Raw genomic sequence first — 22,845 nt, 5'->3', positions numbered from 1 at the left:
AGGCGATCAGACGGCATCGCGAGGCGCGAAGGCGGTGGCGGCGGCGACGGTGTCCAGCGACTCGCGCAGCAACTGGATCCTGCCGTCACGGGCCACCAGCCGACCGGCGTAGGACTGGCGGTAGATGCGCCCGGTGGCCGGCACCGGCGCCTCGACGTCGTACTCGGCAAAGGCCTGGTCCGGGGTATCGATCAGGAAGCGGATACGACGGAACTTGAACGCCGGAACCTTGTTCAGCAGTGAGGCGATGAAGGCCTCGATCTGCTCCGGGCCCTCGACACGGTCGGTGATGCCCAGCGATTTCAGGTAGGGAATTTCCAGGGCGCCGTCCTCGGCGAACAGTTCGGCCGCGGCGCGGGGGTTCTGGATGGCGTCCAGGTAGTTCTGGAAGAGTTGCACGGCAGTTTTCATCGGAGGAATCCTCGAGTGGTCGATTCGTTTACCGCCAGTGACCGGCGGCGACGCCCTCCACTCTAGCGAAGGCCCTTTCTAGCAAAAACATTAAAGATAGAAATCCATCTTTTCATTTATGAAACGAAAGTCGCGATCATGGCCCCTGCTCTACCTGGGCCAGCGCCAGGCAGGTTCACTGAGATGCTCGGCGAAAAAGTCCGATAGCGCCCTGATCTTCACCGGCCGCGTACGTGCCGACGGCGTGACGAAATACAAGCCGCCACGGGTCATGCTCCATTCCGGCAGCAGGCGCACCAGGCGACCATCGGCAAGGTATTCACTGGCGATGAACTCCGGCAATTCGGCGATCGCCAGTCCTTCCAGCAGCACCGGAATCATCGCGTCGGAGTTGGTCACCCGCAGCGGCCCGCTGGGAACGACATCTTCTTCAGCCCCCTTGTCGTGGCTGAACCGCCAGACCTGGGTGCGGGCCCGGTAGGCATAACTGAGGCACCGCCGGTTGGCCAGTTCCCTTGGATGCCGTGGCTGACCGTGTTGCTCCAGATAGGCAGGCGACGCCACCAGGAACTGGGTCACGGCACACAGCCGGCGGGCGACGAGCGAGGAATCCGGCAACGCGGCGATCCGCAGCGCGGCATCGAAACCCTCGGCGATCAGGTCCACCGAGGCATCGGACAGATGCAGGTCGACCGACAGTTCGGGGAAGCGCCGGATCAGTTCCGGCATCAGCGGCGCGACCCAGCGCAGGCCGAACGACATCGGGATCGCCAGGCGTACCTGCCCGCGTGGCTGCACCGACAGCTCCTGCGCTTCGCTTTCCACCTCCTCGGCCTGGCGGTAGATGTCGCCAGCCTTCGCCGCCATGCTCAGGCCGAACTCGGTCAGCGACAACTGGCGCGAGGTACGGTTGAACAACCGGCCACCCAAGCGCTCCTCCAGCCTGGCGACCGCACGCGACACCGTCGGCACCGACACCCCCATGACCCGGGCGGCAGCAGCGAACGATCCTTCTTCAGCGACCTTGGCGAACATCGCCAGGCCCTCAAAATCGGGCAATTTGCTCATTTCATTTCTACAACGATAGGTTTCAGACAATTCTATTTTGAAAAGATCAGCCCGTCGATAAGCTTTTCCCATCTCGCAACACATCACCTACCCAACGGGAGAAACACCATGATCGGCAAACTTGAAGGCAAAATCGCAGTCGTCACCGGCGGCACCACCGGCATCGGCCTGGCCACCGCCAAACGCTTCGCCCAGGAAGGCGCCCACGTCTACATCACCGGCCGCCGCCAGGCCGAACTGGACGCCGCCGTGGCCCAGGTCGGCAACGCCACTGGCGTGCAGGTCGACTCGACCCGCCTCGACCAGCTCGACGCCCTCTACCAGCGCATCCAGGCCGAGCGCGGCTACATCGACGTGCTGTTCGCCAACGCCGGCGGCGGCTCGATGCTGCCACTGGGGCAAATCACCGAAGAGCACTACGACGACACCTTCGACCGCAACGTCAAGGGCGTGCTGTTCACCGTGCAGAAGGCCCTGCCGCTGCTGGCCAACAACGCCTCGGTGATCCTCACCGGCTCCACCGCCGCCAGTTCCGGCACCCCGGCCTTCAGCGTGTACGCCGCCTCCAAGGCTGCCGTGCGCTCGTTCGCCCGCAACTGGATCCTCGATCTGAAGGACCGCAACGTGCGCGTCAACACCATCAGCCCTGGCGCCACCCGTACGCCTGGCCTGGTCGACCTGGCCGGCCCGGATGCGGCGCAGCAGCAAGGCCTGCTCGACTACCTGGCCTCGCAGATTCCGCAGGGACGCGTGGGTGAGCCGGAAGAGATCGCCAGTGCCGCACTGTTCCTGGCCTCGAGCGACGCGAGCTTCGTCAACGGTACCGAGCTGTTTGTCGACGGTGGCCAGGCGCAGATCTGATCCGCACGGAGGCCGCAGCCACTGCGGCCTCGTCACCCTACATCCCAAGGAATATCCCGTGAAAACAGCAAAAATTGCCCTGTTGACACTGTCCCTGGCCCTGGTCTCGATGGCCCAGGCCGCCACAGCCGGCACTCCGGCAACCACCCCTGAGGCGCTGCAGGTTTCGGCCATCGACCACGTTGGCATGAACGTACCCGACATCGACTCGGCGGTGAAACTCTTCACCGACCTGGTGGGTGCCCAAGTGATCTCGGACATTCGTCCGGGTGCCCTTCCGGCTGAGTGGAAGAAGCAGTTCCGCTGGAATCAGTCCAGCGAACTGGAACGCTTCGTCATGCTGCAACTGGAAGGCGGCGCCAAGGTGGAGCTGTTCCAGTACAAGGGGCCAAAGATCAACCACCTGCAACCCCATGAGGACGACATCGGCGCCACTCACTTCGCCCTGCGGATCCAAGACATGGCTCGCAGCCTGGCCGTGATCAAGGCCAGGGGCCTGAAGGTGCTGAACGAGCCGATTACCAACCCCGATGGCGTGCAGTGGTTCTACTTCCTGACGCCATGGGGTTCGCAGATCGAGCTGGTGTCGCTGCCGGCCAATTGACCAAAACAGCGCCGATGCGGATCGCAAGCGCTCTGGTTCAAGGGCGTTCGTTCTTCGGCGAATCCATCACGATATGGCTGGTGATCGACGAGACGTGCGGCAGCACCCCCAGCACATCGGTGTGAAAGGCCTTGTAGGCCTTGATGTCCGCGACCTCGACCCGCAACAGGTACTCAATGGAGCCGGTGATGGTGTGAAACTCCACGACATCCGGCGACTGGCTGATCGCTTGCTCGAATGCCTTGAGGCTTTCCCTGGTGTGATTGGACAGCCCGACCGTCACGTAGACGACAAAGCCGGCGCCCAGCCTGCTCCTGTCGATCACCGCCCGGTAGCCGGTGATCACACCCGAGCGCTCCAGCTCCTGCACCCGCCGCAGGCACGCCGAAGCAGACAATCCCACCCGCTCGGCGAGCTTCACATTGGTCTGCCGCGCATCCCGGGAAAGCTCACGCAATATTTTTCGGTCAATTTTGTCAATATCTGTCATTTATTGCACCAAAGCCAAATCCACACATCATTATGCAACCAATGTGCGCGATTCAAACAATAAAATAGCCACCTTCTTTTACCGCTCGTTGAAGGTGTTCATGACGGATCTCACGGTGCTTGTCGCGTTTCTGCTTTTTGGTGTGGTCATGACCGGCACCCCCGGCCCGAACAATGCCATGGTGCTGGTATCGGGTGCGCGGGTTGGCGTCTGGCGCACCCTGCCACTGGTGGCCGGTATCGCCCTCGGGGTGGGCGTGCAGTTCGCGATTCTCGGGCTGGGCCTGGGCGAGTTGTTCGAAGCGGTGCCGGTCATCCATACCCTGCTCGCGATGCTGGGAGCCGGTTACATCGTCTGGCTCGCCTGGAAGATCGCCAGCAGCGGTCCGCTGGAACTGCATCAGGACAGCCGTCCGCCGATGGGCTTCGTGGGTGGCGCGGTGTTCCAGTGGATCAACCCCAAGGCCTGGGCACTGTCGATCAGTGCGGCAGCGACCTACATTCCCGTGGAAAACCACGTGGTGAATCTCTGCATCGCGGCGGCGCTGCTGACGGCGTTGTCGATTCCTTGCGTGGGCATCTGGGCGGTGGGTGGGGTGGCGTTTCGCCGGTTGCTGACCCGGCCACGGTTCGCGCTGGTCTTCAATGCGGGGATGGCGGTGACGCTGCTGTTGGCGACCCTGCCGGCGATTTTGCGGTTGACGAGTGTGTAGCTCGTAACACCTGGTAAAGAGACGAAATGGCCTTCCGAGATTAAGTCGGTTTCCTACGAACCATCGGCGTGGGAGAATACTGTGCGTGCCTACGGCGGTCACTAGGGTCGCTGCACATTCAGCGCAGGACCGTTCAACCAGCCAGCAGCCCATGCCGCACCAGATAGACCAGCATGCCGACCAGGCCACACCCCAATAACACCTGAATCACCCCACGCTTGAACCTGAACAAGGCCACGGCCGCCGCCACGCAGATGATCAGTGACGGCCAGTCGGTATGGTGCTCGATGCCGTCCGGCCAGAACACGTGGTAGGCGAAGAACAGCGCCAGGTTGACGATCACCCCGACTACCGCCGCGGTAATGGCGGTCAACGGCGCGGTGAATTTCAGCTCATTGTGGGTGGACTCCACCAACGGGCCACCGGCCAGGATGAACAGGAACGACGGCAGGAACGTGAACCAGGTGACCAGGCTGGCGGCGACCGCACCGGCGAGAAACGGCTGGTCGGCGCCAAACATCGGCTGCAGGTAGCCACCGAGGAAACCGACGAACGCCACTACCATGATCAACGGCCCCGGCGTGGTTTCGCCCAGGGCCAGGCCGTCTATCATCTGGGTCGGCGACAGCCAGCCATAGTGGCCGACCGCGCCCTGATAAACATAAGGCAGCACCGCGTAGGCCCCCCCGAAGGTCAGCAAGGAGGCCTTGGTAAAGAACCAGCCCATTTGCGTCAGCGTCCCCTGCCAGCCGAATGCGGCGGCCAAGAGCCCCATGGGCAACGCCCAGAGCGCCGCGCCGATCACCAACAGGCGCAGCAGGTGCGCCCAGCGAAAGCGCGCATGTTCGGGGGTGGGCGTGTCATCGTCGATCAACGCCGGACCATGGCTCGACTTCGCCGCGGCATGTCCACCGCCGATGACGAACGTGTCCGGGAGGAAACGGCCGCCCAGGTACCCCACCAGCGCCGCCACCAGGACAATGGCCGGGAATGGCACATCGAGGGCGAAGATCGCAACAAAGGCCGCCGCGGCGATGGCCCACAACCAGGCGTTCTTCAGCGCCCTCGAACCGATGCGGTGGGCGGCCTGCAGCACGATGGCGGTCACGGCGGGCTTGATGCCGTAGAAGAGGCCGGCAACGACCGGCAGCTCACCGAACGCCACGTAGATCCAGGCCAGGGCGATCAGGATGAACAACGACGGCAGCACGAACAGTGCCCCGGCGATCACCCCGCCCCAGGTGCGATGCATCAGCCAGCCGATATAGGTGGCGAGCTGTTGCGCCTCCGGCCCCGGCAGCAACATGCAGTAGTTGAGGGCATGCAGGAAGCGCCGCTCGCTGATCCAGCGGCGGCGCTCGACCAGTTCCTGGTGCATGATCGAGATCTGTCCGGCGGGGCCGCCGAAGCTGATGAAGCCCAGCTTCAACCAGAACAGGAAGGCTTCGAACAGGCTCACGGGCGGCCTTGCCTCGGCCGCCTGCCCGGCGGCGCGTACAGGGGAGTCAGTCATGGTTTTTCTCGTCGTTTGCAAAAGCAACCAGAAGGCCGTCGAAGATGCCGCTCGCGGCCAGCAGCAATTGGTCATCGTCAACCAGGCTCTCGCGCAACCCCGCCAGCACCCGCTCGATACCGGGCGCTTCGGCCGGCTGCTGGCCGCCCACATCGAGATAGTGAACGAGCGCCGCGATGCGCTTCAGCGCAGGGTCATCCAGCTGGAAACTGGCCAGCAGGTTTTCGAAGGTGACACGCTCCGCGACGTGGCTGAAGGTCGCCCCATCGAAGTCGAAGCCCAGCGCGTCGGCCGGGCAATCGCTGGGGGTGTCCAGCCAGAGAATCTCACCGCTTCGGTCGATGAAACGGCGAATCAGCCAAGCGCTGGCCAGCCGGTCCACCCACGGTCGCTTGCGAGTTGCCCAACGGCGACCTTGGAAGTCCGCGATGGCCAACAGGCGAAGCGTTTCGTCACCACGACTGGGCTCGTCCGCCGACAGCGTGCGGCTGATCGCCGTTTCCAGCCCTTGCAGGGTTTCATCAGTCTGTTGCCGGGCTTGCGTGGGGAAGAAGTCGATCGTGCCGATCTGCGCGAAGGCCTTGCGCAGCTTGCGCACCTGCCGGGCGGTCTGCAGGGCGTTGTCGCAAGTCAGCTCGTGCTGACAGGCCGCGATCTGCTCGCGCAGTTTGGCGTACTCGTCACTGCGGTCGAATAGCGGAAAAAACCGCTCGCCGTCGTCATCGACCCGCAACAGGTACGCGGTGCCGTTGATGGACAGGACCTCACGCTCTACCGACTCCAGCGCCTCCCGGCCAGCCGCCTGCTCGGGCAACAGGTACACCCCATCGCGCAGCACGCTGGCGCCACACGCCTTGAGCGCCCGCCAGGCCCGCATGCGCTCGGTCGAATTTGCGGTAGGCAGCCCCAGCACGAGAAGCAGCCAACTTTTCATGTAGAGCCTCAAACATAATTTGTTATTAACTCTACTCTACCATGCTACTCCAGTTCTACAAGCCACTCAGAGCGACATGACCATCTCATGCCAGGCCATCCCACCGTGATCCGATGGCGACGGTCGTACGTACTCATAGCCCATCTTGCGGTACAGCTCGACGTGCTGTTCCTTGCACATCAGGTGGATGGTCTGCTTGCCCTGCGATTTCATGCGCGCGATGAACTCGTTCATCAGCACCTTGGCGTAGCCCTTGCCTTGGTGGGCGGGGTCGACCACCACCGACATGATCACCACATTGGGTGCCACGGGATCATGACCGACCAGTTCCTTGAACGCCTCGTCGGACATCACCACTTCATGGGCGCAGCCGCTGTTGATGAAACCGACGATGCCGCCATCGACCTCGAGAATCAGGAAACCCTGCGGGTACTGCACGATCCGGGTGCGGATCTTTTCCAGGGTGGCGGCTTCGTCGCCCTCGTAGGCGCCGATCTCGATCTCGTAGCAGCGCTCGGCGTCCTGGGCGACGGGTTGGCGGAAATACGGGGTGCTCATGAAGGTGTTCCAGACAGTGAACCAATGATCGCGCAATGGTATCAGCCTCGACGCCCACCTGGCTTCAAGCCTTGTTGCACCGCGCCTGGACAGGGGAGCCCGCCGTCCTGTCACCGGCTCTTGAACACCCCACTGAGCACGAACGCATAACGCTCGGGCCGGATGAAGAAGGTCGTGCGATCGCAGCAGCGGTCATCGTCGAACCAGGAGGTGCGCTCCATCACCAGCAGGGCCGTGCCGCGCTTGACGCCCAGGTGCGCGGCCAGGGTCTTGTCCGCTTCGCGGGCACGGATGGCCATGTCGGCGCGGATCACCGCCCGCCCGGTGGTGCGTTCGAGCACCGAGTACAACGGCACCTGCGCCATCTCCTGCCAATCGACCTCGCGCAGTTCATCCGTCAGATAGCTACAGGCATAGGCGATTGGCTCCTGATCGACCCAGTGCAGGCGCTCGACCTTCACGCAATGGCCCTCGAACAGGCTACGCAATTCATCGGGCACCGGGATGCGCTCATGCCCGAGCATGCTCATCGTCGGCTGCAGCCCTTGCAGCAGCAACGACTCATGGAAACTGCGCAGCGCATCCAGATTGTGCCGAACCTGCTGCGCGGCAACGAAGGTGCCCTTGCCCTGCTTGCGCTCCACCACGCCGTCCTCTTCCAGCTTGCCGAGGGCCAGGCGGATGGTCACCCGGCTGACGGCGAAACGTGCCATCAACTCCGCTTCGGACGGCAGCTTGCCGTCGGTACCGTAATGCCCTTGCTGAATCTCGTGCAGCAGTTGCTGGACGATCTGTTCGTAGAGAGAGGTGGCGCTTGCTCGCTGGAGAGTCACGTGATTACCGATCCGTTGGAATGAATGAAGCACGGTGATGGCGCTTCGCTTCTAAGGTTATGACCATTTAGTCTTGGGACAACTTGTATTAATACGTATTATTCCAAGCATTGCCTATTCTAGATGACTCGGTGCCGCTTGCCATGTCCCATGCCGAACTTTACCTGCCCCCCGATGCCCTCAACGTTCGGGATGTCGAATTCGCCTACCCGAACGGCCATGCCGTGTTCAAGGGGCTGAACCTGCGCGCTCGCCCTGGTGAGTTCGTCGCCATTCTCGGGCCCTCGGGCTGCGGCAAGACCACCCTGCTGAACCTGCTGTCGGGCTTCCAGAAACCGAAGGCCGGCCAGGTGCTGGTCAACGGCCTGCCGACCCGGCCGGAGCTGCCCAGGCTGGGCTACGTGTTCCAGAGCCCGCAGCTGTTTCCCTGGCTCAGCGCCCTGGAGAACGTGCGCTTCGGGCTCAAGCTCGCCGGTCGTGGCGACGCGGCACAGCAACGCCAGCAGGCCCTGAAATACCTGCGTCTGGTCGGCCTGGAGCACGCCGCACGGCAGTTGCCGCGTCAGCTCTCCGGCGGCATGCAGCAACGCGTCTCGCTGGCCCGGGCCCTGGTGCTGGAGCCCGAGGTGCTGTTGATGGACGAGCCGTTCGCCGCCCTCGACGCGATCACCCGCGCGGCGATGAACGAGGAAACCCTGCGCCTGTGGGCCACACTGGGCCAGACCGTGCTGTTCATTACCCACGACATCGACGAGGCGGTGTTTCTCGCCGATCGCGTGGTGGTCATGAACATTGCCCCCGGCGGCATTCACAGCGAGCTGGCCATCGGCCTGCCGCGCCCGCGCAGCAACCTCGAGACCCGCCGGTTGCCCGAGTTTCTCGACTACCGCAATGACCTGATGACGCGCATCAGCGAGGTCATGGCCGCTCCCCCCCTGCGCATCGACTCCACCCACTGACAACGAGCCCGACATGATCAAGAAACTGCTTCTGCCGGTCGCCCTGGCGGCGACCTCCTGGCTGGCCCCGGCCCAGGCCGCCGAACCGCTGCGCATCGGCTACGTGTTCGCCATGGCCAACGCCCCCGTACTGATCGCCGACAAGCTCGGCTACTACCGTGACGAAGGACTGGACGTCGACATCAAGGCCCTCGGCGACGGCCCGGTGATCCAGCAGGCCCTGGCGGCCCACGAGCTGGACGTCGCCTACGTCGGCGCACCGCCGGTGTACCAGTGGTATACGCGGGGTTTGAAGAGCGTGATCCTGGCCAAGGTCAACTATGGCCAGGCCGCCGTGCTGGCCGGTGCCCACAGCCAGATCCACGACCTGGCCGGGCTCAAGGGCCACAAGCTGGCCGGCGTGAAGAAAGGCAGCGGCATGGACGTGCTGCTGCGCGGCTACGTGCTCGGCGAGCGCGCCGGGCTGAATCCGGACAGTGACCTGGACATCGTCGACATGCCGCCAGGCAACATGAACGCCGCCCTCGACCGCAGCCTCGTCGACGCCGCCTTCTCCTGGGAACCCTTCGTCAGCCAGGCCCTGCTGCGCGGCTCGGCCCGCCTGCTGCTGGATGTGAACCAGGCCCTGCCGCAATACCCGTGGTACGTGGTCATCGGCCTGCCGCAAACCCTGCGTGAGCGTCCCGAGGACGTGGTGAAACTGCTGCGCGCCCACCGCCGGGCCATTGCCTACCTCAACGAGCACCCGAGCGAATCCAACGCGATCATCGCCGACGCGTTCCGCCTCGAGCCGGTGCAGCGCCCCGACGGCACCCAGGCCGACGGCCGGGCCATCGTCGCCGAAGCGCGCAAGCGCCTGGGCTGGTCGGCCGAACTGAGCGACGCCGACCAGCGATTCATCGAGCGCCTGATGGCTTACTCCAACGCGCTCAAATTCATGAACACCACGGTGCCCCTGAAGGACCTGGTGGACACCTCCTACCTGCAGAAAGCCTCCCGTTGAGCCGCCGATGAAATTGCCAAGACCCCATTGGGGCTGGGCCTCGCTGCCCTTTCTGCTGCTGGTCTGGATCGTCCTGGCCAGCCGTTTCCCCAGCTACGTGCTGCCACAACCCTGGGTGGTCGCCGCCGAGGCGCTGCGCTGGATCGACGACGGCTCGCTGTGGAAGCAGTTCCGCGCCAGCGCCCTGGAGGAACTGGTCGGTTTCGCCAGCGCGGTGATCGTCGCAGTGCTGGTCGGCACTGCCGCCGGCCTGTCGCGGCGCCTGCGCGAGTTCGTCGCGCCGCTCAACAGCCTGTTCATGGCGATCCCGCCGATCGCCTGGGCACCGCTGATCCTGATCATCTTCGGCCTCGGGTTCTTCTCGATCATGCTGGTGATCTTCATCGCCGCCGTGTTCCCGATGATCGTCACCCTGCAGGAGGGCGTACTGGGCATCCGCGACGGCGAAGTCCGCGCGGCCCGGACCCTCGGCGCCACTGCGCTGCAACTGCTGCTGCACATCTACCTGCCGGCGTCGCTGCCGTTTCTCACCGCCGCGCTGCGCATCGGCTTCAGCCAGGGCTGGCGCGCGCTGGTGGCCGCCGAAATGATCGGCGCTTCCCAGGGCATCGGCTGGATGGTCTCCATGGGCGGCCAGATCGGCAACAGCAGCCAGGTGCTGCTGGGCATCGTCATCATCGGCCTGCTCGCCTGGCTGATGGAAAGCCTGGTGTTCCGCCGGCTCGAACGTCACTACCAATCCTGGCGGGCCGCCTGAGGCGCCCCGCCGTTCCCATCACGTTTGCGATTTCCAACGAGGTATTCCCGTGAGCCAGACCTTCGATCCCCGTGACGCCGGCCCGTACATCGCCCCCAGCGGGCTCTACGAACGCAACAAGGCACGCCCCTTCCTCGGCAGCATCCAGTGCGACCGCCAGACCCTGGTGGCCGGCCAGTGGGACGAGATCACTTTCGTCTACGAGGTCGGTGCCAGCGGCCTGGCCGACGGCGCCTGGCTCAAGCTGGCGTTCAAGTTCTACTCGGACTGGGCGCTGTTCCAGACCTCCGACCCGACGGCGGCCAACTATGTCAGCGCCGAGTACCAGGCCGGTGACCTGGTGCCGGGCCAGAGCCCGGCCACGGTGCAGCACCTGAAGGTGCGCTTCGACCAGAAGGGCCATGAGCGGCCCTTCCAGAAGGCCATCCTGATCGACATCGTCGACGGCTATCTCAACCCCGGCGACCGCATCATCATCCGCCTCGGCGACCGCCGCCAGGGAGGTGCCGGCACCCGCGTGCAGAGTTTCGTCGAAAAGGACTTCCGCCTGCGCCTGTTCATCGACCCACTGGGCAGTTCCAAGTTCGCCGAAGTACCGGGCGACCTGCTGCTGGACATCATTCCCGGTGCACCGGAGCGACTGCAGGTGATCGCCCCGCGCCTGGTCGGCGAAGGCCAGCCGTTCGACCTCCTGGTACGCGCGGACGACGCCTGGGGCAACACCTGCCGACACACACCACTGACCGGCGAACTCACGCTGGCCGGGCCTGCGCAGCAGATCCGGCGCCTGCCCTTCACCCTGGCCGGCGAAGGCTGGGCGATCCTGCGGGTGCCGACCATCGAATTGACGGCGCAGGGCGAATGGTCGATCCAGGCCGTCACCGGGCAGGCCGGCGTGCAACCCGGCTCGGCGTTCGTCAATGTCGATGCGGCACTCGGCACGCTGCGGCCACTGTATGCCGACCTGCACGTGCATTCCGATGACACCGTGGGCACCAACGACACCCTGTACAACCTCAGCTACGGTCGTGATGTCGCCGGCCTCGATGTGCTCGGCTATACCGCCAACGATTTCAACATCACCGAGCAGCGCTGGGATGCGGCAGTCAAGCTGATCCACGAACTCAACGAGCCGGGGCGTTTCGTCTGCTATCCGGGTACCGAGTGGTGCGGCAACTCCTGCGCCGGCGGCGACCGCAACGTGGTGTTCCTCCACGAGGGCAAGCCGCAGTTCCCGTTCGATGCCCAGGGACGCCTGGTGCGGTCCTTCGAATGGAACGAGTTCACCGCCGGCACCATCAAGCCCGGTGCCTGGCCGGTGGATGAGCTGTACGCGGCCTACGCGCACAACCCGGAAGGCCACCTGATGATGCCCCACGTCGGTGGTCGACGTTGCAACCTCGACTGGCACCACCCCGAACTGGAGCGCCTGGTGGAAGTCGGCTCGGCCTGGGGCCAGTTCCACTGGGTCTACGCCGAAGCGCTGCAGCGCGGCTACCGGGTCGGTGCCGCGGCCAACAGCGACGAGCACCAGGGCCGCTGCGGCGGCGGTGTACCGGCCACGGCGGTGTTCGGTTCGCGCGGCGGCCTGACCGGCGTGATCGCCGAGAGCTTCGACCGGGCCGGCGTCGGCCGGGCCCTGCGTGCCCGCCACACCTTCGCGACCACCGGCGAACGCAGCCTGGCGGTGTTGCGCCTGGGCGAGCACCTGATGGGCGATGTGCTGACGGTCAACGGTGAAACCGCCCTGGATTACCGGCTGTTGGGCGACGCCGGCTGGGAACAGATCGAACTGTTCCGTGGCGAACAGCGCATCTGGTCGCGCAACCTGCATGCAGAGGCCGGCCTGTCGCCACGGCGGATCCGTCTGCGCCTGGGCGGTGCACGGATCAAGGACCGCTACCGCGGCGCCTACTGGACGGGCGAGATCAGCCTCACCGGCGCAACCATCAACGCCTTCCGCTTCATCGGTGCCGACCACCCCGAACAGGTGGCCTGGCGCAAGGACGCCACCACCCTGGCCCTGAAGACCGACACCAACGGCGACACCGACAGCCTGGAAATCGACATTTCCCAGTTGGCCGGCGCCCACCTCAACGTGCAGTTGCGGATCGATGGTTACGTCAAGGTCGGCGACCCGCTCACACCGCCTGCGCACGTGCATGTCCCGACGGTGACGCTGCACCTGAGCGGCGAGGAACTGCTGGCCAGCGGCTCGTTCGTCAAGCCGTTGTCGGGTGCCGAGCTGCAGGTTTCGCTGGAACAGATCAGCGAGGCGCCGCTACCACGCGAAGTGGCGGGACGGATCGAGCTGAACTCGCTGAGCCTGGAAAAAGGCCGTGAACATCCGCTGTTCATCAGCGCCCGCCAGCGTGACCAGTCGCGGGTCTGGACCTCGGCGCTATTCGTCACACTTTGAGGTGGCCCCGAAAGAACCTGTAGCAGATCGGGTTTTGACAGCCCCCACAGCATTATTCATTGTGTGGGGGCATACCGCTGACATCTTCAGCACCATGCCGATGTAGCTTGGATCCGAGGGGCTACGATACGCCATTGCGTAGGGTCCGCCTCCAGGTCGCAGCGCTTCCAGTCATGCGACCGATCGACCTCCGTCGATGGAAGCCTCACTGTGACTGCGCTGTTCTCCCCGACTCTTGCATCCGCCCAGGGCAGACGCTCAAGCATACGGGTGTGACCTGCTGCATCGTCTTGTTACCTCAACCGGGAAATCACCTCCCGGTCGGGACCGGTGGTTTCTCTCCAACAGGAGAAGTCATATGTCCCAACCGCAACAGGCGGGCGCTACCTTCAGGCACGCCCTTATCCTGACCCCGCGGCTATGGAAGAAAGCCGTAAAGGACTACAGGGGCCAACGGGGGTCAACCTTCGAAATCCGCCTGCGGGAGCTGCTTGGCGCAGCGGCCAAGGCCCACAACCGGCAACCTGAGGCCGAGCAGGTGCATTTCGACCTGTGCCCGCTCAAGGGGAAACGGTTCCGTCTGCAACTGGTGCTCAGCCTGCTGAATAGGAAAAACGGGCTGCCGTACCTGCTGCTTTCGCTCAAGGAAGAATGGCCCGGGTGACCGTCGCGATTCTCGCCCCCGGGCACAACCTCAAGAAAAGGCCCGCTTCGGCGGGCTTTTTCCTGTTCGCGGTCAGAGGCCGCCTGAAATAACGCGCATCGCAATCCAGTTTCCTGACGGTGACGGTCTCGCAGGTTTGCAACCCTGTGCTCAACACCGCGTGAGGACACCTGGATGCATGGCTCCCCTACCCGGCCCCTGGCCGCTCTTGTAACGCTTGCAGTGCCGCTGGCGGCGATCGCGCTGACCGGCTGCGTCTCGCCAGAACCGCCACCTGCGTCCACCGGGCTCAGTGACTCTGCGGGGGCGCTGCTGCCGGTTGTGTCCCGGGACCGTCCGTTGCAGCCCGAGCTGTCACCGCCACTGCGACTGGCGCGCTACACCCTGGTCAACACCGCGCCACGGGCCGACCAGTTGGATCTGCTGCGCCAGGTCATCGATATCCGCATACCGGATCACCTGAACCCCAGTGTCCAGGACGCCATGATCCATGTCCTGCGCCGCTCGGGTTATCGCCTGTGCCCCGCGCCCGAGGGGGTGCAAGTGCTGTATGCCCACCCGCTGCCCGCCGCGCATTACCGGCTGGGCCCGATCACGGTCGGCAACGCCCTGCTGGCCCTGGCCGGGCCGGCCTGGCAGGTGGAAATCGACGAGCGCGCCAGGCGCATCTGCTTCAGCGCGACGTCGCTGGCCGGAGGCCGAGAATGAAACGGCCTTCACGCAGTGCACTGGTACAAGGAGCAACGGTGCTGCTGGTGGTGGGTTGTGCGGTGTTCTTCGCCGACCGGCTCTCGACCCTCTCGGACGCGATGCAGGCAGGGCAGACCGCCGAGCGGATACACAGCCTGCAACAGCAATTGCAACGTATCGATCATGAACTGGAAGGCATGCAGCCTTTCAAGGGCGTGCTCAAGGAAGACTTCCAGCACGCGCAGCATTCGCTGCTCAAGCGCCTGGGCGCGCTGGAGACGACCACTCGCACCGTCGACAGCCTTGCCGCGGACCTGACGGCCATGAGCACCCGCTTGCAGCACAGCGAAGGCACCTTGCTGATGCTCCAGGCCACCGTGGAAAAGTGTTCCTCGACCTGCCCCGCCACGCCGACGGCCGCGGCTGCGCCACCCGGTGCCTCAACCAGGCCGAAAGCTCGTAAGACAAACCCCGTGAGCGCCAAGCCCAGCCCGCCCCCCTTCACCCTCCTGGGCCTTGAGTCCCGGGCGGGCGAGGCATTTCTGGCGGTCCTGCCCCAGGGCCTGCAACGGCTGGGAGATGTGCACCTGCTGCGGCCCGGCATGCTGTTCCAGGGCTGGCGCCTGACCGCCCTGGATTCGGGAAAGGCCCACTGGGTCAAGCCTGACGGATCTGCCACGGCGGTGTCGATACCATGAGGGACGAACAACGATGTGGGTGGCTGTTGAGCGGTCTGCTCCTGTCGGTGCCGGTCATGGCACAACCCGTCACTCAGACGGCCGAGTCAGATCGCCTCTACCGGCAAAGCACCCTCGACCAGCAGCGCGCCGCCGAATGGGGGCTCAAACAGGAAGAATGGCAGCGTTATCGTCGCCTGATGGAAGGCCCGCTGGGTGTGCACTCCCCCCAACTCGACCCGTTGACGGCCCTTGGCATCGAAGCACGGGACTCCGCCGAGCAGGAGCGCTATGCGCAGATGCAGGCTCAGGCCGAATTCGCCCGCCTGCAGAAGCTGCTCGATTACCAGAGGGCCTACGACAGGGCCTATAAACGGCTGTACGCCGATCAGTTGCCGGTGAACCTGATCGGCAACGCCGCTCTGGCTTCACCGGTCGAGGCCGCCGGCCGGCTCGCCGTTTTCGTGAAACCCGGCTGCCAAAGCTGCATCACCCGCGTCGGGCAGCTGCAACGCGATGGCCAGCGCTTCGATCTCTACCTGCTCGACAACGGCGGCAACGACAGCCTGCTACGGGACTGGGCCAGGCAGGCCGGCATCGATCCGCAGAAGGTGCGGCGGCGGGAAATCACCCTCAATCATGATGCCGGGCATTGGGCCCGCCTGGGCGACAGCGGGCCCGTTCCCGCCGTGATGCGCCCGGTGAACGGTCAATGGCGACGGCAATGAGCCCGGGCCATCTGCGCCTGTGGGGCGTTCTGACCGTTGCCGGCCTGCTGAGCCTGCCGGTCGCCGCGGCGCCCCCCCTGGCCTACCGCTGGGCGACGCAAGGCACTCCGGTGCCGGCACAGGTGCTGTACGCGCTGGCCCTGCAGGAGAGTGGCGCCCGGCTGCGCGGCCGGCTGATACCCTGGCCCTGGACCCTGAATGTCGCCGGCGAGGCCCGGCGCTTCGCCGACCGTCGATCAGCCTGCCGCGCCCTGCTGCTGGCGATCCACGAGGTCGGCGCCAAACGGGTGGACGCCGGGCTCGGCCAGGTCAACCTGGGCTGGAACGGCGAACATTTCACTCACCCCTGCCAGGCGCTGGACCCGTACCGCAACCTGAGCGTCGTCACCCACCTGCTGCTGGAGCACAAGGAGCCCGGCATCGATTGGGTGACCACCGCCGGGCGTTATCACCGGCCCGTCGGGGGTGCGCCCGCCGAACGCTATCGCAAGGCCTTCGCGCGCCAGCTGGCGCGCGTTTCACATGGACTGGATCAAGGAAGGAACACCCCATGAAACCCCTTCGTTCTCTCGGCGCCCTGATGCTGCTGGTTCCCTTTGCGACCGAGGCTGAGCTTAAGGTCGTGGAGGACCTGGGCGGTACCTCCGCGCTGGCCTACTACCGCTCACTCAACCTGTCCGCAGCGCCACGGCCGGGTAAGGCCATGCAACTGCCCACCGTGCGCGTGAGCCCCTACGCAGAGGCGGACATGCTGCCGGTCCGCTCCGTCATCCTCAAACCCGGACGGATCGCACCTCGCGTCCACAACATCCCCGGCCTGCGGCCGATCTTTCTGGTGGGTGATGACGAGCTGTCGCGACACTGGCTGCGGGAACGGGTCGAGGTACTGCGCGACCTCAAGGCGGTCGGCCTGGTGGTCAACGTGCAACGGCTGCCGGCTCTGGCCGAGTTGCGCCTGCTCGCAAGGGGCCTGGACATGGCCCCGGCCTCAGCCGATGACCTCGCCCGGCGCCTGGGTATCGAGCATTACCCGGTGCTGGTGACCGAAACCGGCCTGGATCAATGAGGCCGCAATGAAGTGGCCGACCCGGGTGGAATTGCGCTTCGTCGCAGTATGGGCGCCCCATGCCTCGGTGCCGGCCATCTGCGCTGAACTGAGCGATCTGCTCGGCCTCGCCCAGTTGGGAATGCTCGATGGCCAGGCCCTCTACCCCCTGCTGGAGGACAACGGCCTGAGCCCAAGGTGGGTCGGCCCCCGGGGGATCGAAGTTCGCGACCCGCTGGCCGGGACACTGCTGCTCTGCTTCGAGCTGCGTGAAGTGGCGATTCATTGAAGGAAGCGAGCCCGTGCCAAGCACCACACCCACCGCCAGACACCCGCAATCAACACGTGAAAAGGGATTGCTCGGCAAAATCCTGGAACTGCCCTTCAGCCTGTTCGGCATCCTGCTGGTGGCGCTGTTCTTCAGCGTGCTGAGCGAGTGGTTCGGCCTGTTGCTGTTCTGGCCGGAAGAAGGCTGGCAGCGCTCGCGGGACATGCTCGACCGCGAGTTGGCGTGGATCTGCGCTGCACACCCCGCAAGCCTGCTGCTCGAGCAGCCCGAACAGACGGCCCAGTGGATCATCACGCAGGTGTACGAATGGTGCTTCGAGAGAACCGGGCTGATCGACTGGATCAGCCGGTCGGGCGAAGCGGCCCGCTCGAACGACAAGCCCGGCTCGGGGCTACGGAGCCATGTGGGGCGGGTCCATGCCCACATCGAGTCTTATGGCCTGGCGGCGGTGTATGCCGTGCTGACCTTTCTGCTGCGCCTACTGATCCTGACCCTGACGCTGCCTCTGGTGCTGATGGTGCTCCTCGGCGCCGTGGTGGATGGCCTGGTGCGCAGGGACCTGCGGCGCTTTGGCGCCGGCAGGGAATCGGGGTTCATCTACCACCGCGCCAAGCGGCTGATCGCGCCGCTCTGGGTCGCGCCATGGATCATTTACCCCGCGCTGCCGTTCAGCGTCAATCCGCTGCTGGTGACACTGCCGGGGGCACTGGCCCTGGGTCTGGCGGTGAGCATCTCGGTCGGCAGCTTCAAGAAATATCTGTAAGCGCCAGAGCCGTAAACCCACGCCATCCGATCCTGTTTTCCGGCTGTTCCCCTCCAGCGTCTGCGGCACGCTCAGCGAACTTTCTTCGAGCGGAACGCCTGTATGCCCCTTGCCTTGAAATACCCGTACTACCTCCTGGCGCTGCTCGGCCTGGCCACCAGCCTGGCCCAGGCCGAGCCGACGGCTCATGAGCGCACCCGTCTGGCCGGGCTGTTGCGCCTGCTCGATACCATGACCCGGCAGGTGTACACCGACGCCGCCCTGCCCACTGACGAGCACGCCCGGTTCAACTTCGACTATTCGCAGCTTTCCGCCGACCTGGAGCTGATTCGCCAAGGCATCGAACACTACCTCTCGCCAGCGCGGGCGCAGCCCCGTGCCGTGCCGGAGCCGAGCGGGCACTACACCCGTGCCGCCGGGGAGACGCCATGAGCATGACCCCTCGCAGCTCAGTGCCTTCCAGGCCATGAGCGGTTTCACCCCGCAAGAGAGCGCCGGCCTGCTGACCGGCCTGGCCCTGACCGTCGCCCTGATCTTCGCCGCCTGGGCGATCGCCTGCGCCTACCGGGGCTGGGCGAGCGGCCAGCTATCCCAGGGCCGGTTCGCCGGACTGACGATCAAGGTGCTGCTGATCTACATCCTGCTCACCCTGCTGCTGTTGCGGTGATTTTGCGCAAATTTCGACAACGCCATGGAGGCCCCCGATGACCATCCTCTCGCTCTTCAGGAAACTGTTCCGTCCCTTCACCCTCTGCCTGGCCGCCGGCAAGGCCCTGACACCCGGTACGGGCCTCGCCGCCCTGCCCGAGCTGCAACCACCCAGCCGCGGCGAGGGCAACGGCATCATCCAGACCCTGCAGAACCACGGCTACGACATCGTCGCACTGATCGCCCTGGCGATTGCCGCCGCCGCATTCTGTGGCGTGGCCTACCACGCCTACAGCAGTTACTCCGAGGTGCAGAACGGCAGGAAGACCTGGGGCCAGTTCGGCCTCACCTGCGGCGTCGGCGCCCTGTTGCTGGTGGTGGTGATCTGGCTGCTGACCAAGGGCACCGAGGTGCTGTGAGGAGATGACTGCGATGACACACGACCCGGATCATTGCCTGCCCGACGGAACCATTCGTTTTCTGCCCTCGCGCCTCAACCACCAACCCGTCATCGTGCTCGGGCTCACCGCCGACGAGATGTGGATCACCCTGATCGCCGCCGCCCTGGTCGGCGCCGGTCTCGGTACCGTCGCGGCGATACTGCTGCAGAGCATCGCGTTGATGCCTTCGGGCATCGTGCTGTGCATGGGCCTGGGGCTGTTCGTCGGCGGCCGACTGTTGCGGCGCCATAAACGCGGCAAGCCGCAGACCTGGCTGTACCGTTACCTGCAGTGGTACCTGGCAACCCGCTCAGCGGTACCGGCCGCCTGGGTCGGCGGCCACGACCTGGTGAACCGCTCGGGACTGTGGAGCACGCGCCGGAGCCCTCGCCCATGAGCCATTTCAAGAACGAAGTGAGTCGGTTGCAGGCCCACGTCACCTCCCTGCGCGCCAGTTGCGGCCTGCTGTTCGGGGTGGCGCTGTTGCTGGGCCTGGGTTGGTGGGAGGCACCCCGGAACCTGACCATCAACATCCCGCCGGACCTGCGCTCGGGCAGCACGCGCAAATGGTGGGAGGTACCGCCGGAATCGGTCTATACCTTCGGGCTGTATATCTTCCAGCAACTCAACCGCTGGCCCGCGGACGGCGAGAAGGACTACCTGCGCGCCATCCACAAGCTCTCCGCCTACCTGACACCCGCGTGCAAGTCGCTGCTGGAGCAGGATTTCCAGCAGCGCCAGGTCGCCGGTGAATTGCGCAGCCGCACCCGTGGCGTCTTCGAGATTCCCGAGCGCAGCTACGGCCAGGCCCCGGAGCAGCGGGTCAAGGTGCTGGGGCGGGACCGGTGGGTACTCAATCTCGATCTCGCCACCGAGGAGTTCTACGGTTCCGAGCGAGTGAAGCAGAGCTTCGTGCGCTACCCGCTCAAGGTGGTACGTCGGGATATCGACCCGCAGAAGAATCCGTTCGGCCTGGCCCTGGACTGCTACGACGGCGTCCCGCAGCGCATCAGCACCTGGCCGTCGGGCGTCAGCACCGACCCTCGGAAAGGAGACGACTGATGCGCCGCTCACTGCTTTTAGCCGCCCTCTGGCTGGGCATCGGCACGTCCCACGGCGTCGAACTGATGACCTGGGAGCGACTGCCCCTGGCCGTACCGCTGCAGGTCGGCCAGGAACGGGTGCTGTTCATCGACCGGAACGTGCGGGTCGGCGTGCCCCGCTCGCTGGGCGACAAGCTGCGGATCCAGAGCACCGGCGGCACTCTGTACCTGCGCGCCAACGTGCCGATCGAGCCGACCCGGCTGCAACTGCAGGATGTGCAGAGCGGTGAACTGATCCTGATCGATATCGCCGCCAGCGCCCCCCAGGGCGCGACTGCCCTGGAGCCCATCCGGATCGTCAAGGCGCCCGCAGTGCCCACGCGTTACGCCGCACCTGCGGTGAAGGACGCCGATGCGCAGACGGGCAAAACCGTTGCCCCACGGGAGACACCGATACCGGTCACCCTTACCCGTTATGCCGCGCAGAACCTCTATGCCCCGCTACGTACGGTGGAACCCTTGCCGGGAGTGGTCGCCATGAAGCTGCGGCATGCGCCGGACCTGTCGAGCCTGCTGCCCGGCCAGCCCCTCTCGGCGAGCCTGCTGGGCGCCTGGCAACTGGACGAGCACATTGTCAGTGCCGTCCGCTTGCAGAACCTCGCCAGCACCGCCCTGCCCCTTGATCCGCGCGAGCTGCAGGGCGACTTCATCAGCGCCGCCTTCCAGCACCCCTACCTCGGCCCCGCGCGGCAGCCGAGCGACACGACGGTGGTCTACCTGGTGACACGGGGACGGGACCTTGCCCAATCGCTGCTGCCCAGCCTCAGTCCGATCGATGCGCGCCCTCGCCGCCACGCCAAGCACGGGAATGCCGATGAAAAGTAATGCCCTGCTCAAATGGCTGCTCCTGCCCCTGGTGTTGCTGGTGCTGTTTGGCCTGCTCCGGGCCTGTTCCGACAAGGACGCCACACGGGACCGCTCCGACCCGAGCGGACACCGCCTGACTCCAGAGGAGATGAAACAGTTGGGCATCGATGGCGATACCCCGCACGACACGGTCGCGACCCTGGTTGCCCAGACCAAGGCCATGCGCGAGGAGCTCAAGGCCCTGCTATCGGAAAACAAGAGCCAACAGGAGGAAAATACCCGGCTGCGCCAGCGCGACGGCGATCTCGATCAGCGTATCCAGAAGATTCTCAACACCGAGCTCGAACGCACACCGCAAGGCCTCGGGCAGGACCTGAGTCCCCAACAGAAACAGAGCCTGCTGGAGGATCTGCAGGACAGGCTGTCGACGCGCTTCATCGGCCGGCAAGACTCCGACCTGCCGATTGGCCTGGGCCTGGAACCTGGCGACGAAACGCGCTTCGCCCAGGACGATCTGGTCTGGACCGAACCCCAGGACGCCACCGCCATCGATGCCCGGGGCAAGCCGGTGCCTGCCGGCTCCGGCAAACCGGCAGCGGGCCTGCAGTTCCCCGACAGGTTGCGCGAAGCCATCGACCCGGGCCAAAGCCAGCACAAGGAGAACACTGGCGTGACCGGTCGCAACCTCACCAGCGGCCAGGACCCGGCGCCGGTCAACCGCGTCTATACCCTCCCCGAAAACAGCACCCTGACCGGCTCCATCGCCATGACCGCGCTGGTTGGCCGGGTTCCGGTGGATGGCGTGGTCAATGACCCCTACCCGTTCAAGGTACTGATCGGCGCGGACAACCTCACCGCCAATGGCATCGACCTGCCGGACGTCGCCGGAGCGGTGCTCAGCGGTACCGCCGCCGGAGACTGGACTCTGTCCTGCGTACGCGGGCAGATCGTCAGCCTGACCTTCGTCTTCAACGACGGCCGCATCCGCACCCTGCCAACGCCGCAGAAACTGACCGGCCGACAGGGCAGCAGCCCGTCCGCCAACCCCTCGTCCGGCAGGATCCAGGGTGGCATCGGCTGGCTCAGCGACCCCTATGGGGTGCCCTGCATCGCCGGCGAACGGCGCTCCAACGCCCAGCAGTACCTGGGCAGCAGAAGCCTGATCACCGCGGCCGGTGCCGGTGTGGCGGCACTGCTCGAAGCCGACAGGGCCGATACCGGCACCGTGATCACCCCCGGCGGTGCCACCGTGGGAGCCGGTCCTTCGGCGCTCAACAGCATTCTCTCCGGCGGCGTGAAAGACGTCGGCGACTGGGTCAACAAGCTGTATGGCCAGGCCTTTGCCGCGGTCTACGTACAGCCGGGTGCCCAGGTCGCCGTGCATCTGGACCGGCAACTGGAGATCGACTACGAAACCCTCGGCCGCCAGGTGCGGCAACTTGCAGGAACAGGCCATGCCAATACCCTCGATTAAGCCCCTGCCCGGCCTGCTGCTGGGCGCCCTGTTCATCTGTGGCTGCACGACGGACAAGGAACAGTTGCTGCCCCACGGCCCGCAGACCATGGCCGATATCTGGGACAGCCAATCCGGTCAGCCCCCCTGGACCATCACCTTGAGGAGATCCGTCAGACCCTGCGCCGCCCACTCGAAGAACGCACCGGCGACCAGCCGGCCTATACCCGAACCGCCCGGAACGAAATCCACAGCCAGTTCCGGCGCCTGCCCAACCCGGACCTGGTCCTGTACGTGTTCCCGCACCTCGCCGGCTCCGATCCGGTACCGGTGCCGGGCTACAGCACGGTATTTCCGCTCTACCAACGGGTGCAGTACGCCTTGCCCGGCGAACGTACGGAGGACTACTGATGCCA

The 22,845-nt window shown here is 65.3% G+C and carries 29 protein-coding genes and 1 pseudogene; 23 read left to right on the top strand and 7 right to left on the bottom strand.

Annotation, left to right across the window (positions count from 1 at the left end; all coding sequences use genetic code 11):
- Nucleotides 1–6: 6 nt before the first annotated feature.
- Complete coding sequence (locus ACM62G_RS26420; protein WP_054060466.1) at nt 7–411, bottom strand: nuclear transport factor 2 family protein; 405 nt, start codon at nt 409–411, stop codon at nt 7–9.
- A gap of 150 nt (nt 412–561) precedes the next feature.
- Nucleotides 562–1,479 carry a LysR family transcriptional regulator gene (locus ACM62G_RS26415; protein ID WP_273820900.1) on the bottom strand — a complete coding sequence of 306 codons (918 nt, stop codon included), beginning with the start codon at nt 1,477–1,479 and terminating at the stop codon, nt 562–564.
- A 108-nt stretch (nt 1,480–1,587) separates the two neighbouring features.
- On the opposite strand from ACM62G_RS26415, the gene ACM62G_RS26410 reads away from it, so the two are divergent.
- Both ACM62G_RS26410 and ACM62G_RS26405 read left to right on the top strand, forming a co-directional pair.
- A complete protein-coding gene (locus ACM62G_RS26410) occupies nt 1,588–2,340 on the top strand; it encodes an SDR family NAD(P)-dependent oxidoreductase (protein WP_419735963.1) in 753 nt (250 codons plus the stop codon).
- 58 nt (nt 2,341–2,398) lie between these two features.
- The gene (locus ACM62G_RS26405; protein ID WP_054060463.1) at nt 2,399–2,944 is read left to right on the top strand and encodes a VOC family protein; all 546 of its coding nucleotides are present in this window, start codon (nt 2,399–2,401) and stop codon (nt 2,942–2,944) included.
- 37 nt (nt 2,945–2,981) lie between these two features.
- Here the strand turns inward: ACM62G_RS26405 and ACM62G_RS26400 are convergent, their stop codons facing one another.
- Nucleotides 2,982–3,434 (bottom strand): Lrp/AsnC family transcriptional regulator, encoded by a 453-nt coding sequence (locus ACM62G_RS26400; protein ID WP_419735962.1) that lies wholly within the window; start codon nt 3,432–3,434, stop codon nt 2,982–2,984.
- A 148-nt stretch (nt 3,435–3,582) separates the two neighbouring features.
- Here ACM62G_RS26400 and ACM62G_RS26395 point away from each other — a divergent pair, with 148 nt between their 5' ends.
- Complete coding sequence (locus ACM62G_RS26395) at nt 3,583–4,146, top strand: LysE family translocator (RefSeq protein WP_419735961.1); 564 nt, start codon at nt 3,583–3,585, stop codon at nt 4,144–4,146.
- 133 nt (nt 4,147–4,279) lie between these two features.
- Here ACM62G_RS26395 and chrA read toward each other — a convergent pair whose 3' ends face one another.
- The 4 genes from chrA to ACM62G_RS26375 form a co-directional block, all read right to left on the bottom strand.
- On the bottom strand, nt 4,280–5,659 hold the full coding sequence (gene chrA, locus ACM62G_RS26390) for a chromate efflux transporter (RefSeq protein ID WP_419735960.1): 1,380 nt from the start codon (nt 5,657–5,659) through the stop codon (nt 4,280–4,282).
- On the bottom strand, nt 5,652–6,593 hold the full coding sequence (locus ACM62G_RS26385; RefSeq protein ID WP_419735959.1) for a chromate resistance protein ChrB domain-containing protein: 942 nt from the start codon (nt 6,591–6,593) through the stop codon (nt 5,652–5,654). The genes chrA and ACM62G_RS26385 overlap by 8 nt, the downstream gene beginning before the upstream one ends.
- A gap of 66 nt (nt 6,594–6,659) precedes the next feature.
- Nucleotides 6,660–7,151, bottom strand: a complete 492-nt coding sequence (locus ACM62G_RS26380; RefSeq protein WP_054060460.1) for a GNAT family N-acetyltransferase — start codon at nt 7,149–7,151, stop codon at nt 6,660–6,662.
- A 110-nt stretch (nt 7,152–7,261) separates the two neighbouring features.
- Nucleotides 7,262–7,984 carry a GntR family transcriptional regulator gene (locus tag ACM62G_RS26375; protein ID WP_054060459.1) on the bottom strand — a complete coding sequence of 241 codons (723 nt, stop codon included), beginning with the start codon at nt 7,982–7,984 and terminating at the stop codon, nt 7,262–7,264.
- A 143-nt stretch (nt 7,985–8,127) separates the two neighbouring features.
- On the opposite strand from ACM62G_RS26375, the gene ACM62G_RS26370 reads away from it, so the two are divergent.
- From ACM62G_RS26370 to ACM62G_RS26275, 20 genes and pseudogenes are all read left to right on the top strand, one after another.
- On the top strand, nt 8,128–8,943 hold the full coding sequence (locus tag ACM62G_RS26370; protein ID WP_419735958.1) for an ABC transporter ATP-binding protein: 816 nt from the start codon (nt 8,128–8,130) through the stop codon (nt 8,941–8,943).
- Nucleotides 8,944–8,956: 13 nt separating this feature from the next.
- Nucleotides 8,957–9,946 carry an ABC transporter substrate-binding protein gene (locus ACM62G_RS26365; RefSeq protein WP_054063221.1) on the top strand — a complete coding sequence of 330 codons (990 nt, stop codon included), beginning with the start codon at nt 8,957–8,959 and terminating at the stop codon, nt 9,944–9,946.
- A gap of 7 nt (nt 9,947–9,953) precedes the next feature.
- The gene (locus ACM62G_RS26360; protein ID WP_419735957.1) at nt 9,954–10,703 is read left to right on the top strand and encodes an ABC transporter permease; all 750 of its coding nucleotides are present in this window, start codon (nt 9,954–9,956) and stop codon (nt 10,701–10,703) included.
- Nucleotides 10,704–10,752: 49 nt separating this feature from the next.
- A complete protein-coding gene (locus tag ACM62G_RS26355; protein ID WP_419735956.1) occupies nt 10,753–13,122 on the top strand; it encodes a hypothetical protein in 2,370 nt (789 codons plus the stop codon).
- Nucleotides 13,123–13,480: 358 nt separating this feature from the next.
- Complete coding sequence (locus ACM62G_RS26350) at nt 13,481–13,786, top strand: hypothetical protein (RefSeq protein WP_054060431.1); 306 nt, start codon at nt 13,481–13,483, stop codon at nt 13,784–13,786.
- 174 nt (nt 13,787–13,960) lie between these two features.
- Complete coding sequence (locus tag ACM62G_RS26345; RefSeq protein ID WP_419735955.1) at nt 13,961–14,494, top strand: PilL N-terminal domain-containing protein; 534 nt, start codon at nt 13,961–13,963, stop codon at nt 14,492–14,494.
- A complete protein-coding gene (locus ACM62G_RS26340) occupies nt 14,491–15,174 on the top strand; it encodes a hypothetical protein (RefSeq protein WP_419735954.1) in 684 nt (227 codons plus the stop codon). Before ACM62G_RS26345 ends, ACM62G_RS26340 begins: the two co-directional genes overlap by 4 nt.
- Nucleotides 15,171–15,881, top strand: a complete 711-nt coding sequence (locus ACM62G_RS26335; RefSeq protein ID WP_419735953.1) for a TIGR03759 family integrating conjugative element protein — start codon at nt 15,171–15,173, stop codon at nt 15,879–15,881. Before ACM62G_RS26340 ends, ACM62G_RS26335 begins: the two co-directional genes overlap by 4 nt.
- Nucleotides 15,878–16,435 carry a lytic transglycosylase domain-containing protein gene (locus ACM62G_RS26330; protein ID WP_419735952.1) on the top strand — a complete coding sequence of 186 codons (558 nt, stop codon included), beginning with the start codon at nt 15,878–15,880 and terminating at the stop codon, nt 16,433–16,435. Before ACM62G_RS26335 ends, ACM62G_RS26330 begins: the two co-directional genes overlap by 4 nt.
- The gene (locus ACM62G_RS26325) at nt 16,432–16,947 is read left to right on the top strand and encodes an integrating conjugative element protein (protein ID WP_054063215.1); all 516 of its coding nucleotides are present in this window, start codon (nt 16,432–16,434) and stop codon (nt 16,945–16,947) included. Before ACM62G_RS26330 ends, ACM62G_RS26325 begins: the two co-directional genes overlap by 4 nt.
- Before the next feature lie 7 nt (nt 16,948–16,954).
- Nucleotides 16,955–17,215 (top strand): hypothetical protein, encoded by a 261-nt coding sequence (locus ACM62G_RS26320; protein ID WP_054058727.1) that lies wholly within the window; start codon nt 16,955–16,957, stop codon nt 17,213–17,215.
- A gap of 67 nt (nt 17,216–17,282) precedes the next feature.
- Complete coding sequence (locus ACM62G_RS26315) at nt 17,283–17,978, top strand: TIGR03747 family integrating conjugative element membrane protein (protein WP_419735951.1); 696 nt, start codon at nt 17,283–17,285, stop codon at nt 17,976–17,978.
- Between the two features lie 102 nt (nt 17,979–18,080).
- Complete coding sequence (locus ACM62G_RS26310; protein WP_273822932.1) at nt 18,081–18,410, top strand: RAQPRD family integrative conjugative element protein; 330 nt, start codon at nt 18,081–18,083, stop codon at nt 18,408–18,410.
- Entirely contained in the window at nt 18,388–18,645 is a 258-nt protein-coding gene (locus ACM62G_RS26305) for a TIGR03758 family integrating conjugative element protein (protein WP_419735950.1), read from the top strand. Before ACM62G_RS26310 ends, ACM62G_RS26305 begins: the two co-directional genes overlap by 23 nt.
- 37 nt (nt 18,646–18,682) lie before the next feature.
- Nucleotides 18,683–19,045, top strand: coding sequence for a TIGR03745 family integrating conjugative element membrane protein (locus ACM62G_RS26300; RefSeq protein ID WP_054058730.1), 363 nt, complete (start codon nt 18,683–18,685; stop codon nt 19,043–19,045).
- 13 nt (nt 19,046–19,058) lie between these two features.
- Nucleotides 19,059–19,463 (top strand): TIGR03750 family conjugal transfer protein, encoded by a 405-nt coding sequence (locus tag ACM62G_RS26295; RefSeq protein WP_054058731.1) that lies wholly within the window; start codon nt 19,059–19,061, stop codon nt 19,461–19,463.
- Entirely contained in the window at nt 19,460–20,128 is a 669-nt protein-coding gene (locus tag ACM62G_RS26290; protein ID WP_054058732.1) for a PFL_4703 family integrating conjugative element protein, read from the top strand. The genes ACM62G_RS26295 and ACM62G_RS26290 overlap by 4 nt, the downstream gene beginning before the upstream one ends.
- Nucleotides 20,128–20,994, top strand: coding sequence for a TIGR03749 family integrating conjugative element protein (locus ACM62G_RS26285; RefSeq protein ID WP_419735949.1), 867 nt, complete (start codon nt 20,128–20,130; stop codon nt 20,992–20,994). The genes ACM62G_RS26290 and ACM62G_RS26285 overlap by 1 nt, the downstream gene beginning before the upstream one ends.
- Nucleotides 20,984–22,450, top strand: a complete 1,467-nt coding sequence (locus ACM62G_RS26280; protein WP_419735948.1) for a TIGR03752 family integrating conjugative element protein — start codon at nt 20,984–20,986, stop codon at nt 22,448–22,450. The genes ACM62G_RS26285 and ACM62G_RS26280 overlap by 11 nt, the downstream gene beginning before the upstream one ends.
- Nucleotides 22,431–22,840: pseudogene (locus tag ACM62G_RS26275) on the top strand (TIGR03751 family conjugal transfer lipoprotein). The gene ACM62G_RS26280 and the pseudogene ACM62G_RS26275 overlap by 20 nt, the downstream one beginning before the upstream one ends.
- The last annotated feature ends 5 nt before the right edge of the window (nt 22,841–22,845 follow it).

The sequence above is a fragment of the Pseudomonas sp. COR18 genome (genome assembly GCF_048568395.1).
Classification (GTDB): domain Bacteria; phylum Pseudomonadota; class Gammaproteobacteria; order Pseudomonadales; family Pseudomonadaceae; genus Aquipseudomonas; species Aquipseudomonas fuscovaginae_B.
Note: the sequence above shows the minus strand (reverse complement) of the source record. Positions and strands in the feature narration are given on the sequence as shown.